The sequence below is a fragment of the Noviherbaspirillum sp. Root189 genome (assembly GCF_001428545.1).
Lineage (GTDB): Bacteria > Pseudomonadota > Gammaproteobacteria > Burkholderiales > Burkholderiaceae_D > Noviherbaspirillum.
On record NZ_LMHZ01000001.1, the window covers coordinates 168548 to 181630 of the forward strand.

The window sequence follows — 13083 nt, forward strand, 5'->3', positions numbered from 1 at the left end:
TGCCTCGCTCATGCACATGCGTTGCGCAAAAAAAACGCCACCATGAATAGTGGCGTTTTTGCATCGGTGAGAAGGGATTACTTGCCTGAAGTAGTACTCTCCTTCAGGAGTGCATCGGCTTCCTTCTTATCAGTCTTGTACTGCTGCTTCGCGTCTTTCTTGCTTTGCTTGTACTCATCCTTTGCCTGCTTGCGTGCTTCACGGCGCTGCACATACGGATCGGCGGATGCGCTGGAGCCCGACGTACCCGGCATCGCCGTTGTCGTGGTGCTTGCGCCAGCCGGCGCGATTGCGCTCGAAGTGGTACCAGTGGTGCCAGTGGTGCTACCGCTGGTGCCGCTCATGGTGCCGGATGCGGAAGTGCCGGTTGTAGAGCTGGAACCGCTGCTCGGGCTGGGTGTGCTGGCAGGAACCGACATCGATGTGCCGCTACCGCCAGCCATGCCGGCATCGCTACCGGTACCGGAACCGGTCGCGCCAGTCGCGTTCTGTGCACGGACCGACGATGCCGCAGCGGCATTGCCGGTGTCTGTCGTTGTGGTCGTCTGTGCAGTGGCTAGATTAGCCAAGGCAAGGATTGCCGTGCCAAACAGGGCCTTGTGCAGTTTTGTCATGATGAATTCCTTTCAGTTTATTGAAGATCCAATGACGCCGTGTGCGTTGTCCCCTTGTATGCCATGTATGTCTTGTTGAGTCCCGGTAAGGTCGGATAGGACAAGTCGCGCTTCGGCTTCCGTTATGCAAGTGACAAGAAGCGAGAAACGAAAGTTCCGGTATATGCCTCGTGGAAATTGCATCGAAGCCCGCCGCGCCGATACAAAATCGAGACTTTTCGCGAATGAGTTGACTGTCCTGGCCTCGGCCTCAAGCGGTGTACGCCAGCTTGTTGGGGCATCCGGATTTTTGAATGGGAAACCTTCTGCGTTACAGTCATTTACAGTTTCGTTGCAGCGATATGAGGTGAGGTAAGGCCAGCTTCCACGGCATCCATGTCCCCACACCAGCAACGCGACAATGACGCAGTAAGTTGGTATGCCGAACTTCCGCGCAGTACGTCCATGCGCAAAATTCCGATCGTGCGAAAAATCTACACGCTGCTTCTGCCCGGTACCGTCATTTCCGCGCCGGCACGTACGAGGCACGCTTATTGCAAACCCTGCCGTCCATATTGCGCATTCCGCATTGCGATTCTGCGCAACCGTTCACACGTTTTTCTGGAGCACATCATGGCAGGCAGCACACTTGATCCTGACAATATTCCCGAACCGGACCGCTCCCTTGGGACCGGACACGATACCGCATCGCTCGGACCAAGCGATATCTCCGACAGCGGCAGTGACGTTCAACCCGGCCTGCACGGCATCGAGGAACTGGATATCGGCCTCGATAAGGGTACGAGCGAAGATCCGGACAGCCGCGTACTGCAAGTGGAAGGCGACTCAGATGCGGCCGGCACAGGCGAATACGCAAGCGCTGGACGGGACTCGGTGGAAACGGCCAGCGACATCGGTGTCGACCGTATCGACTATGTCAATCCTGAGGACGACCCGGACCTCGCAGACCTCGACATGCCTCCGCCGTCGGATCGTCAGGCGGATCGCCGGCAACCTCGAAAGCAATAGGGAGCGTATATATGCCTGATGCTCCCCTGCTCGACTGCCTGGTAATCGGAGGCGGTCCGGCCGGGCTTAGCGCGGCCATTTATCTCGGCCGATATCGTCGCCGGATTATGGTTCTCGACAGTGGCGGTAGCCGTGCGTTGTGGATTCCGACTTCGCATAACTATCCCGGATTCGAAGGCGGCATCCATGGTCGCGACATCGTCGGGCGCCTGCAGGGACAGGCAAGCACGTATGGAGCGCAGATCGCCACCGCGGTCGTCGACCGGCTGGAACGGCTGCCGGACGGCAGCTTCAGCGCGCACTGCGGCGAGGAGCAATGGCAGGCGCGGACGGTGATCATCGCCACTGGCGTGCTCGACGTCGAGCCTGCCTTTCCCGACGTACGGCGTGCACTGGCGGATGGCTCGGTGCGCTATTGCCCGATCTGCGATGGCTACGAATCGATTGGCAAGCGAGTGGCGGTAATCGGCCGTGGCAACGGAGGATTGAGCGAAGCGATCTTCGTTCGCCACTTCGCCGAAACGGTGACGCTGTTTTCCGTGACCGAACCGATCACGCTGACCGACGACGACAAGAAGCGGCTTTCAGGCGCCAAGGTGGATTATTCTCCGGCGCCGGTCACACGCCTGGCCTACGACGATGCGGGGCAGATGCAACTGTATCAGGGCGACGGTCCGCCACAACGCTTCGACGTGGTCTATGTGGCACTCGGCACCATCGTCAACTCGGGTCTGGCACTGACGCTTGGCGCCGCAGCGGAGCCGAATGGCGAACTGATCGTGGATACGCATCAGCAAACGACGGTCGATGGCTTGTATGCAGTGGGAGATATCGTTGCGGGGTTGAACCAGATTTCAGTCGGGATGGGACATGCCGCGATTGCAAGCACGGCAATCCATAACCGGCTACGGGGTTAATCTACCAGCGCACGCTGTCAACGCGGAGTGGTGCACAACGCCAATCCCGCCGCGTAGATCTACAGGTCCCCTTCCGAAATCAGCAGATCGGTCAGAAGGACTTCGCGTACCTTGCCGTGGCCGAGGGCGTCATTGCCCGCGTCACGCAGGCTTTCCTGCATCGCGACAATGCCGGCTTCGGAGCGTAACTTCTTCGGATCCGCTTCCATCAGTGCGCGCTTCATCACATGTTCGAACGCCTGCTGGTTCCTCGAAGCCCAGTTGGCATCCTCGCCGCTAGTCCTGATCGCGATTCCTGCGCGGATAGAGTGACCGTCGCGGCTGATGGCAATGCTCGGCAAGCTCAGGTAATTGGTTTGTGTGCGGAGCTTTTTTGCGTACTGCAAATACAGCCATACGCCGCCGAAGCTCAGCAATAGAATGAGCAGCGCGATGCCGATGGTGAGAACAAGCTGACGGTCTTTGGCGGGGGCGTGAGGCATGGCAATAATGTACAGCGGGGGGAATGACACCGGATGTCGGAAACAGGAAGTCCATTCTACCTGCAGCGACGACGATCTCTATCCGCAAGTAAGTAAGCTGTAAGCAGTCGGCAACACAATCAGTCCACCGAATGACGTCTCGCTGTTACTCCTTGCATAGTTGGCATTGCTGCATGCGCAACGTTGGCGGCAGCCTTCGGACGGCCCTCGACAGTCCCGGCGAATTACGCCATACCTTTGAATGGGAGCAGACCATGACACCGGAAGAAATCGTGAGCGCCGTGACAACACAAAATCACCTCATCCTTACCGACACCGGCGTGACAAACTTCACTAGGGAAAATGTGTTGGAACTGATGAATGTCGCAGCGATGCAGGGCTTTCGCTATGGCAGCGAAAGTGCGCTGTCGGTCGTCAAGGGCAAGCTCTATCTGAAACATCTGCGTGAAAGTACAGCCGGCGTCGTGTAGAGCCAGCACCTGCCACATCTTATAAGTTTCAGTGCATCTTCTGGCGCTGCACCAGGATCCATGGCTTGACGACGACGGTCCACAACTCGGCATCGGATTCCAGCCAGGTCTGCGCCTGCGTATCGCTCACTTTGGCGACGCGCCCCTCGCTCATCCATTGCTGTACTGCCTGCTTGTCGTCGCTGGCGATGCATACCGCGACATCAACCAGATCCAGTTCGTCGCTGACGGAAATCATCGCGCCGGATGCAAAAAATCGCTGCAGTTCTGTCCATTGCATGCGTGCGGTTTCGCCATTGATCTTGGCGCGCAGAAGTTCGGTATTCTTGTCTGTCATGTCAATAATGCGGAGGTTTTTCATGGGCGGGCGCCGCATCGCTTGCGGCTTCGCGAATTTCCTTGATGTGACGAACCAGCGCCGCACATAACGCCTCCAGTTCATCGATCTTTTTTTGCTGCTGGTAGACCGTGCGATTCAAGGTATCGACCAGATCTTCCTGTCGTGCGATCTTGATCTCGATATCGACCAGACGTTCTTCGTTCGTCATTGGTGTGCCTTTCAATAAGGAGGTCGGATTGTAGTGCGGAACGGCGCCAAGGGGAATCGCCCCGCTTATCGCTTGCTGCCTGTTACTCACTGCTTAGCGTGCGACCCAGCCGCCGCAGACCGGGAACACTTGTCCGACAAAGCAATTGGCGGCACCGCTGCACAGGTACGCGGCGAACATCGCATCCTCGCGTTCGCCCACCAGCCGGCCGAGCGGTACTTCGCGTTTTAATCTTTCCTGAAAAGCGGGATTGGCTTGTACCTCCGGCGGAAAATACGTCGGGTTCTCGACGAAGTTCTGAGCGATGGCGTTGACTTGCACATTGTGTGCGGCGGCCTCCACGCCGACCGACTGAATATAAGCAATCTGTGCGCCGCGTGCCGCACTGTAAGTAGAGGTACGCTTCATGCCGCGCAACGCCGAAGCACTTCCCATCAACAGAATCTTGCCGGACTTGCGCTGCATCATCTGCGGCAGCGTGGCGCGTACCAGACGTTGCAAGGGATCAACCATATGCGCGAAAGCATTGCGCCACTCATCGTCGCTGACCTGAATCACTGGCGTTGATGGAGCGGGAATTGCCAGGTTGGCGACCAGCACATCAATATGCCCGGCCGCGCGCACAATGGCTTCCGGTAACTCCGGATCGGTCAATGGGCGCGCATCGGCGATGACCTCGGCACCCAGTTCGGTCAGCACGTCGCAGAGTACGGGGCCCATAAACGTTTCGGATTGGGTGACGAGGATGCGCTTGCCGTGCAGATCGAGTGCTGTCATGGAGGTCTCCGGATTGACGGTAGTTTCAAGAAATAAGATTACCGGGCAGTGCACCTTGCCATGCGTCACGCCCGATACCATCATTATTTTACGACTGCTCCGGAAACGGCACAGAAACTAGATCGCATTGCCTGGTGAACTCCACCTTCCGCACATTCCTGCGGTGACAGCGCATGCGAGAAACAGACAGCGGGAAGAAACAGCATTGCTGCGATACCCATCGCATGCCCCGCGCAGGTAAGGAAACCTTTGTCGGCGTGGCCGGGTCTGTGTTGAAACAAGCGATTCTGCGCACGCCTTCATGGTTCATCTCCTTCACGAAGCAGATAAATCCTTGGACTGACAGGCCGGCGCGAGATTCCTGGCAGGTGAATAGCTACGTTGCAGTTGCTCAAGCATCGGATCGGCATCGGTATCGGCATCGGCAGCAACGCGACTGCAGTATCATGATCGTGTGCGCCCCTTGCCGGCGGCGCAATCCACCAAAGGTCAGCCATGAGATCAACGAAAGCCAGTGCGGCCATTGCCCGGCTCAACACACGCGATACGGCCTACCGCTATTCGCTCGGCATCAATGCGGCAGGATTGTTTTATCTGCTGCGCGCCGAACCGGGTGCGCGCGCGGAAAAGGTTAGCGCCGATTTGCCGCTCGATGAGTTCGTGCAACTTGTCAACGCAACCGGACCGCAAAAGAAGGTGAAGATGAGCAAGTACGATGTCGCGTTCGAAAAGCAGCTCGGCAAGCCGAACACGCAGGAATAAGAAATAAGTAAGGCGTCACATGGACGCCTTTGTTCAAGCAGCACTGGACGCTGCGGGATGCGGACGTCGGTCCGCTATCGCTTAAAACTTGTGGCGAACGCCGACGTTGAAGACCGACGGATCGCGTCCTGCGCTTGCCGCACCATTCAATGTCGCAAGACCGTCATTGCGGGTCTTGCCGATCGATGTGTACAGGTTGGTGCGCTTGGACAGATTGTGCGTATAGCCAAGTGCCCACAGGTTGGTATCGCGGTTGTTGACCAGGTCGTCGCTGCGGCGAATGTAGGAAGCGAGGATGGTACCGGCACCACCTATGGGTGCGCTCAGGCCGACGAGAAGGTCGTTGCTGTCGGCTGTGGCGACGCCGGCTGCAGTGTTGTTCTTGTTCCAGGCATAGGCAAGATGCGCCTTTGCAACACCGAAGTTGTAAGTGCCGCCGAGCAGCGTCGTCTTGGCATCGCCGGTATCAACGGCGCCGGTAGCGAGATTCTGCTTGTGATACGCGAGCAGGACATTGATTGGCCCTGCAACGTAACCGCCGGAAGCGCCGATCTGGCTTCCGGTCGAGTTGCTGCCAGCGACTTCACCGAAGCTATAGGCTAGCTGGCCAGTAAAGCCGCCGAAGGTTGGCGTGGTGTAGTTGATGGTGTTGTCGGCACGGTCGCCATACACGTTGAATACGAACGATGCGTTGCCGGCGAGGCCGAGGTTGAACGGGTCGAGCGTATCGAGGGCTGCGCGAATCGGGTTGTACTGACGACCCAGCTTGACCGCACCGAAACCACCCTGCAGACCGACAAAGGCCTGGCGACCGAACAGGCGTCCACCCTGGCCCTGCGTACCGTTATCGATGCTAAAACCATTTTCGAGCAGGAAGATCGCATTCAGGCCGCCACCGAGATCTTCGGTGCCGCGAAAGCCGATGCGGCTGCCGGACTGGATGCCGCTGTCGAGCGATGTGGTTTTCGCCACGCCGTTGTTGCTACGGCTGATACCGGCGTCGGCGATACCGTAAATGGTGACATTGGTCTGGGCAATTGCGGTGCCGGCAACGGTGCCGAGCATGGCCAGTGCGATGAGCGATTTTTTCATTTTTAATCCCTGGTTGATGAATCGAAAGCGAGTGCACGCCGTCCAACCGTAACGGTTGTCCTGCAGAGTCCGGCCGCACTGTAGCACCGCAACTGCGTAAATCCAACGAAGGTTTCCGCTTATGTTTATGCGTCGGCGATGGTGATCGATAGATCATCGGCAGACATCGTCAAAAGCAATCAGTGCTGCTGTGCGCCATCGGCAATGCGAAGCGAAGCAATCAGCCGGGATTGTGCCGAAGGTAGATGACACGTTGATGACATGTCATGCAGGTGTATCGATATTGCGACAAAGAAGTCACGATGCTGGTCGACACAATACAAGCGTCGAATAAAAAAACGCCTGCATATCAAATGCCAGGGAAAACCAGGCAAACGATACACAGGCGAAGTCAAACCTTGGGGATAGGAGACAACGTCATCTTGACAGCGCTTTATGACGCAGCCATGACAGTAATACCTATCCAATGCGTCAGGCGACCCTGGGCTTTTGCAGCAAGGCTTTCAGGTTCGCCAGTCGGTTCTGCGGCGTGATCGCTTCTTCCTCCGTCGGCACCGCTGTGCCTTCGTCAAGTTTCATTTCCTTGATGAAGCGCGAGACGTCGCAGTTGATGCTTTCACGCGCGCGCTTGCGCTTCTTGCACCAGGTGATGTGGAGGCTGCGCTGGGCACGCGTAATCCCGACGTACATGAGTCGCCGCTCTTCTTCGATGCGTGCAGCCAGCGTATCGAACGGCGCATCAGGATCGCCCTTGTGCGGCAGGATGCCCTCTTCGACGCCGACCAGGAACACATGAGGAAACTCCAGGCCCTTCGATGCATGCAGCGTCGACATACGCACGGCATCCGGTTCTTCATCACGACCTTCGAGCATGGTCATCAGCGCCACCATCTGCGTCAGTTCGAGCAGACTCTTTTCTTCACCGGCACCATCCTTGCCGCCGGTGCCCTTTTCCTTCAGCCAGCTGGTGAAGTCGATCACGTTCTGCCATTTGCTCTGCGCCTGACGGTCATCGAAGGTATCGTAGAGATACGCTTCATAATGGATCTCCTTCATCATCTCGTCGAGCAGTTCGGCGGCGTTCTCGCCGCGCTTGGAAGCGCGAGCCTCAAGCCCGTTGATGAATTGACAGAATTCGCGCAGCGGGTGCAACTGGCGATCGGCCAGCTTGGATTCAATGCCGCCCTTGAACACGGCTTCGAACAGCGAACATTGCCATTGCCCGGCAAAGGCACCGAGCGCTTCCAGCGTCGACTGGCCAACGCCGCGCTTGGGCGTGGTGACTGCGCGGATGAAGGCGGGGTCATCATCGCCATTGGCGACAAGGCGCAGATAGCTGACGATGTCCTTGATCTCCGCACGGTCGAAAAAGCTCTGGCCACCGGAGATGGTGTAGGGAATGCGTTCCTTGCGCAGTGCCTGTTCGATCACGCGTGCCTGGTGATTGCCACGATAGAGAATCGCGTAATCGGAAAACTTGGCGCGGCGTTCGAACTTGTGCGCGGAGATCATGATCGCGACCTGTTCGGCTTCCTGTTCGTCGTCCTGCATCGCCAGCACCTTGACCGGATCGCCGAGGCCGTGTTCCGACCACAACTGCTTCTCGAACAATTTCGGGTTGTTGGAGATCACCGCATTGGCCGCCTGCAGGATGCGCGTGCTGGAGCGATAGTTCTGTTCCAGCTTGATCACCCTCAGATCGGGAAAATCGACTTGCAGCTGTTTGAGGTTTTCAATGGTCGCGCCGCGCCATGCATAGATTGCCTGGTCGTCATCGCCCACTGCAGTGAACATTGGCTTTTTGCCGACGCCGGTGACCAGCAGTTTCACCAGTTCGTACTGGCAGGTGTTGGTGTCCTGGTATTCGTCGACCAGCAGATAGCGTAGCTTGCGCTGCCAGCGGTCGCGCACTGCGTCGTTGCTGCGGAACAGTTCGACCGGCAAGCGGATCAGGTCATCGAAATCGACTGCCTGATAGGAAGACAAGGTCGCCACGTAATTGCGATACACGCGCGCAGCCTGCGCCTCGTCTTCGGTGACGGCCTGTCGGAGCGCGGCGTCAGGATCGATAAGTCCGTTCTTCCAGAGCGACATCGCGGTCTGGATGCGGCGGATCAGTTGCTTGTCGGTGGTGACCGCCAGGTCCTGCACCAGTGAAAAACAATCATCGCTGTCCATGATCGAGAAGCGATCCTTGAGGCCAAGCTCCTTGGCTTCGCGACGCAGGATTTGCACACCGAGCGAATGGAAAGTACACACGGTCAGCTGCTTGGCTTCCTTGGGTTCTTTGAGCAGCTTGGCGATACGCTCCTGCATTTCCAGCGCGGCCTTGTTGGTGAAGGTCACCGCCGCGATATTGCGTGCCTCGTAGCCGCAATCCTCGATCAGATGAGCGATTTTTTGCGTAATGACGCGGGTTTTTCCGGAACCGGCGCCAGCCAGCACCAGGCAGGGACCGTCCATGTATTTCACCGCTTCGCGCTGCGGGGGATTCATACCATGCATACCGGGGGACGAAGGATGTGACATGCGGAAACTGAAGAAGCAAAGCGGCCCATTGTAGCAGCGTGAGAAAGAGACGCCGGTCTCGTTGCGGCAATGCGACGGATGGTGCCGGAACGCCGGTTTCGGTCGCGTGCTGAGGGAGGATTTCTCTGTTGAAACCTTGTTAGCCTGATATTGCATCGTTACTGGTCGTTCGTACAATAATTCATGGCCAGACCTTCCCAGCACATTGATCAGCGGCTTTTGCAAGCCGGACTTGAGCTTCTTCCGCGCACCGGCTGCCGTGGCTTGTCGGCGCGCAAACTGACTGAGCATGCCGGTGTGCATCTGGGCATGTTTCATTACCACTTTCGCAGCAAGGAAAATTTTATCCGCACGCTGCTCGGCCAAGTGTATGAAGACATGTTTGCCGAACTGGAAATCCGCACACGTGAAAACGCTTCTGCCCTGCATAACCTGCGCAACGCGGTGCAAGTCATTGCCCGCTTTGGCCGCACGCATCGTCAGTTACTGTTGCGCATAGGCGGCGATGCGCTCGCCGGCGAAGCGGTGGCCGCGCAATTCCTGCAGCAAAACCTGCCGCGTCATCTTGCCGTGGTGGCGCGTCTGATCGGCGAGGCGCAGCGTGATGGCGACCTGATTGCGGCGCCGCTACCGCAAATGATCAGCTTCATCGCCGGTGCAGTCATGGGACCGGTGCTGCTTGGCACGGCGGCGCTGGAGCATGACCTGCTCGGTCCGTCACTGGGCGGGATGATCGAACGCGAGATGCTGTCGCTCGAAGCGGTGGATCAGCGAATCGACCTGGCGTTGCGAGGCTTGTCAAGCTTCCGGCAAGGACCTGTCCCATGATTGCACGCCCTGCCCGCTTTGCCCTGCTTCTCTGTGTATTTCTGGCCGCCTGCGGCGACAAGCCGGCCGATTATTTTCCCGGTTACGCGGAAGCCGACTATGTCAGGCTTGCGGCGCCGATCGCCGGCACGCTGGTCAAACTGCAGGTGCAGCGCGGCGATGCGGCGCAAGCCGGTGCGCCGGCGTTTGTCCTTGAGCAGGAAAATGAGCGCGCGGCACGTGAAGAAGCGACGTTTCGCGTAGAGCGGGCGCGGGCGCAACTGGCCGATCTGCGCAAAGGCAAGCGCCCGGACGAAGTCGCCGCTGTGCTGGCACAGTTGAACCAGGCCGCTGCGGCGCTGCGCTTGTCGACGTCCAACTTCGCACGCCAGAAGCAACTGGTAGCCGACAAGTTCATTGCGCCATCCGCCGCCGATGAAGCGCGGGCCGCGGTCGAGCGCGACCAGGCACGCGTCAATGAATTGCAGTCGCAGCTGCGGATTGCCAGAACCGGCGCTCGCAGCGATGAAATTGCTGCCGCCGAACAGGAATTGAAGGCTGCCGAAGCCCAGCTGGCTCAAGCCGAATGGAAACTCGAGCAGAAGACCCAGCGCATCCCGGTCAAGGCGAGCGTGAATGATGTGCTGTTCCGGGAAGGTGAATTCGTGCAGGCGGGAAGCCCGGTCATCAGCTTGCTGCCGCCGCAAAATATCAAGCTGCGCTTCTTCGTACCGGAGCCGGCGTTGGCCACGCTGAAAGTCGGACAGGCGCTGAACGTGCAATGCGATGGCTGCAAGGGGCCGATTGCGGCCAGCATCAGTTACGTGTCCAGCTCCCCGGAGTACACCGCGCCGCTGATCTACAGCAAGGAAAACCGGGCAAGCCTGGTGTTCATGATCGAAGCGCGTCCTGCACCGGAACAGGCGGCACTACTGCATCCCGGCCAGCCGGTCGAGGTACGCCTCGCCAATGCACGGGTGGAGCCATGAAGTCGCCGGCCGCGATCATTGATGTGCACGGTTTGACCAAGCGTTACGGTAGCAGGACCGTGGTCGACCACGTGGACATGCGGGTCGAGCGCGGTCGGATTTACGGTTTCCTCGGGCCCAACGGCAGCGGCAAGACCACCACGATACGGATGTTGTGCGGCTTGCTGACACCGGACGAAGGCAACGGTACCTGCCTCGGTTTCGACATCCGCACACAAGCCCGGCGCATCAAGCGTGAAGTCGGTTACATGACGCAGAAGTTCGGCCTCTACGAAGACCTGACCATCGAAGAAAACCTGGCCTTCATTGCACGGGTCTATGCCGTGCCGAACGCCGCCGCCAAGGTGAGCGCCACGCTGGAACAGCTTGGGCTGGCCAGTCGCAGGACGCAGCTGGCCGGTGCCTTGTCGGGCGGCTGGAAACAGCGCCTGGCGCTCGCCGCCTGTCTGCTGCATGATCCGCAACTGCTGCTGCTCGACGAACCGACAGCGGGCGTCGATCCCAAGGCCCGTCGCGAATTCTGGGATCAGTTGCATGCACTGACCGAACAGGGTTTGACGGTGCTGGTGTCGACCCATTACATGGATGAAGCGGAACGGTGCCACCGGCTCGCCTATATCGCTTACGGCCGCCTGCTTGCCCAAGGCACTGCGGAGCAATTGATCGACGCTGCCGGACTGGTTACCTGGTCGATCAGCGGTCCGCGCGTGGGCGCGATCGCATCAGCGCTGCATGCACAGCCACGGCTCAATGTCGCCTCATTCGGCAACGCCTTGCATGTCAGTGCACGCTCGGAAACCGAACTGGAAAACGCACTGGCGCCATGGCGTACGCAGGAGACCAGGGTGACGCGCATCGATACCAGCCTGGAAGACGTTTTTATCGCGCTGATGCAGGGCGCGGCTGATAACTATTCATCATGAGCTGGTCACGTTTTCTTGCCGTCCTGATCAAGGAATTCCGCCAGATCCGGCGCGACCGGTTAACGTTCGCGATGATGGTCGGCGTGCCGGTGATGCAGCTGATTTTGTTTGGTTATGCGATCAATACCGATCCCAGGCATTTGCCGATGGCGCTGGTCGAGGCCGATCACAGCGAGTTTTCACGCAGCCTGGTGGCAAGCCTGGAAAACTCTGCCTATTTTCGCGTGACCGAGCGGCTACAGAGCGAAGCCGAGGGCAAGCAGGCGCTTGATGCGGGCCGCGTGCAATTCCTGCTGGTGGTGCCGCCTGATTTCTCACGCCGCGTGTTGCGGGGTGAGCAACCGGCGGTATTGCTGGCGGCGGATGGCACCGATCCCGCAGCCTCGGGCAATGCGCTTGCGGCACTCGATGCGATCACCCGACAGGTCGCCGCGCGCGACCTGCCGCAACAGGCCACTGCGGCTGCCGCTATATCGGCCCCGTTCGAGATACGCGTGCAGCGCCGCTACAATCCGGAAGGCATCTCGCGCTACAACATTGTTCCGGGGCTGATTGGCGTCATCCTGACCATGACCATGGTGATGATGACGTCGCTCGCAATGACGCGCGAACGTGAGCGCGGCACCATGGAAAACCTGCTGGCAACACCAGTCAGGCCGATCGAAGTCATGGCAGGCAAGATCGCGCCATACATCGTCATCGGCTATGTGCAGGTAGCGGTGGTCCTGCTCGCCGCACGGCTGCTGTTCGATGTGCCTGTGATGGGAAGCATGTTGCTGCTATCGACGGCACTGGTGGTGTTCATCGCGGCCAATCTCGCGGTGGGTTTCACGTTTTCGACCGTCGCAAGAAACCAGCTGCAAGCCATGCAGCTGACCTTTTTCTTTTTCCTGCCATCGATGCTGCTGTCGGGTTTCATGTTCCCGTTTCGCGGCATGCCGGTCTGGGCGCAATGGATCGGTGAAATATTGCCGCTGACGCATTTCCTGCGCATCGTGCGCGGCATTATGCTCAAGGGCAATGGCCTGGCCGAGATCATTCCCCATCTCTGGCCCATCGCACTGTTCATGCTGGCGGCTGGGCTGGTGGCGTTGAGGCGTTACCGGCAGACGCTGGACTAGCCGATCAACGTTGCGCATGTGACACCAAAGTCAGTATGCGTTGC

General features: G+C 58.7%; 15 protein-coding genes. 8 read left to right on the forward strand and 7 right to left on the reverse strand.

Annotated features, from left to right (window positions below):
- Positions 1 to 77 precede the first annotated feature (77 nt).
- Positions 78 to 614, reverse strand: a complete 537-nt coding sequence (locus tag ASE07_RS00840; RefSeq protein WP_057288892.1) for a hypothetical protein — start codon at positions 612 to 614, stop codon at positions 78 to 80.
- A gap of 444 nt (positions 615 to 1058) precedes the next feature.
- On the opposite strand from ASE07_RS00840, the gene ASE07_RS00845 reads away from it, so the two are divergent.
- Both ASE07_RS00845 and ASE07_RS00850 read left to right on the forward strand, forming a co-directional pair.
- Positions 1059 to 1622 (forward strand): hypothetical protein, encoded by a 564-nt coding sequence (locus ASE07_RS00845; protein WP_235548301.1) that lies wholly within the window; start codon positions 1059 to 1061, stop codon positions 1620 to 1622.
- An 11-nt stretch (positions 1623 to 1633) separates the two neighbouring features.
- Positions 1634 to 2539 carry an NAD(P)/FAD-dependent oxidoreductase gene (locus ASE07_RS00850; RefSeq protein WP_057288893.1) on the forward strand — a complete coding sequence of 302 codons (906 nt, stop codon included), beginning with the start codon at positions 1634 to 1636 and terminating at the stop codon, positions 2537 to 2539.
- 59 nt (positions 2540 to 2598) lie between these two features.
- Here the strand turns inward: ASE07_RS00850 and ASE07_RS00855 are convergent, their stop codons facing one another.
- Positions 2599 to 3021: a flagellar basal body-associated FliL family protein gene (locus ASE07_RS00855; RefSeq protein WP_057288894.1), complete on the reverse strand. Its 423-nt coding sequence runs from the start codon at positions 3019 to 3021 to the stop codon at positions 2599 to 2601.
- Between the two features lie 173 nt (positions 3022 to 3194).
- On the opposite strand from ASE07_RS00855, the gene ASE07_RS00860 reads away from it, so the two are divergent.
- Entirely contained in the window at positions 3195 to 3491 is a 297-nt protein-coding gene (locus tag ASE07_RS00860; protein ID WP_057288895.1) for a hypothetical protein, read from the forward strand.
- 28 nt (positions 3492 to 3519) lie between these two features.
- Here the strand turns inward: ASE07_RS00860 and ASE07_RS00865 are convergent, their stop codons facing one another.
- The 3 genes from ASE07_RS00865 to ASE07_RS00875 all read right to left on the reverse strand — a co-directional run bounded on the left by ASE07_RS00865 (position 3520) and on the right by ASE07_RS00875 (position 4816).
- Positions 3520 to 3852: a DUF2288 domain-containing protein gene (locus ASE07_RS00865; RefSeq protein WP_235548302.1), complete on the reverse strand. Its 333-nt coding sequence runs from the start codon at positions 3850 to 3852 to the stop codon at positions 3520 to 3522.
- Positions 3830 to 4039, reverse strand: a complete 210-nt coding sequence (locus ASE07_RS00870) for a SlyX family protein (RefSeq protein ID WP_057288897.1) — start codon at positions 4037 to 4039, stop codon at positions 3830 to 3832. Before ASE07_RS00870 ends, ASE07_RS00865 begins: the two co-directional genes overlap by 23 nt.
- A 93-nt stretch (positions 4040 to 4132) precedes the next feature.
- Positions 4133 to 4816, reverse strand: coding sequence for an SDR family oxidoreductase (locus ASE07_RS00875; protein WP_057289066.1), 684 nt, complete (start codon positions 4814 to 4816; stop codon positions 4133 to 4135).
- Between the two features lie 495 nt (positions 4817 to 5311).
- Between ASE07_RS00875 and ASE07_RS00880 the strand changes: the two genes are divergently transcribed.
- Positions 5312 to 5578: a hypothetical protein gene (locus ASE07_RS00880; RefSeq protein WP_057288898.1), complete on the forward strand. Its 267-nt coding sequence runs from the start codon at positions 5312 to 5314 to the stop codon at positions 5576 to 5578.
- Positions 5579 to 5659: 81 nt separating this feature from the next.
- Here the strand turns inward: ASE07_RS00880 and ASE07_RS00885 are convergent, their stop codons facing one another.
- On the reverse strand, positions 5660 to 6670 hold the full coding sequence (locus ASE07_RS00885; RefSeq protein WP_057288899.1) for a porin: 1011 nt from the start codon (positions 6668 to 6670) through the stop codon (positions 5660 to 5662).
- Positions 6671 to 7141: 471 nt separating this feature from the next.
- Entirely contained in the window at positions 7142 to 9199 is a 2058-nt protein-coding gene (locus tag ASE07_RS00890) for a UvrD-helicase domain-containing protein (protein ID WP_057288900.1), read from the reverse strand.
- Positions 9200 to 9382: 183 nt separating this feature from the next.
- Between ASE07_RS00890 and ASE07_RS00895 the strand changes: the two genes are divergently transcribed.
- From ASE07_RS00895 to ASE07_RS00910, 4 genes are read left to right on the forward strand one after another with little or no spacing between them, the layout of a single operon-like run.
- Positions 9383 to 10027, forward strand: coding sequence for a TetR/AcrR family transcriptional regulator (locus tag ASE07_RS00895; protein WP_057288901.1), 645 nt, complete (start codon positions 9383 to 9385; stop codon positions 10025 to 10027).
- Complete coding sequence (locus tag ASE07_RS00900) at positions 10024 to 10995, forward strand: HlyD family secretion protein (RefSeq protein ID WP_057288902.1); 972 nt, start codon at positions 10024 to 10026, stop codon at positions 10993 to 10995. Before ASE07_RS00895 ends, ASE07_RS00900 begins: the two co-directional genes overlap by 4 nt.
- A complete protein-coding gene (locus ASE07_RS00905) occupies positions 10992 to 11918 on the forward strand; it encodes an ABC transporter ATP-binding protein (RefSeq protein WP_057288903.1) in 927 nt (308 codons plus the stop codon). The genes ASE07_RS00900 and ASE07_RS00905 overlap by 4 nt, the downstream gene beginning before the upstream one ends.
- A complete protein-coding gene (locus ASE07_RS00910) occupies positions 11915 to 13039 on the forward strand; it encodes an ABC transporter permease (protein WP_057288904.1) in 1125 nt (374 codons plus the stop codon). Before ASE07_RS00905 ends, ASE07_RS00910 begins: the two co-directional genes overlap by 4 nt.
- Positions 13040 to 13083 lie beyond the last annotated feature (44 nt).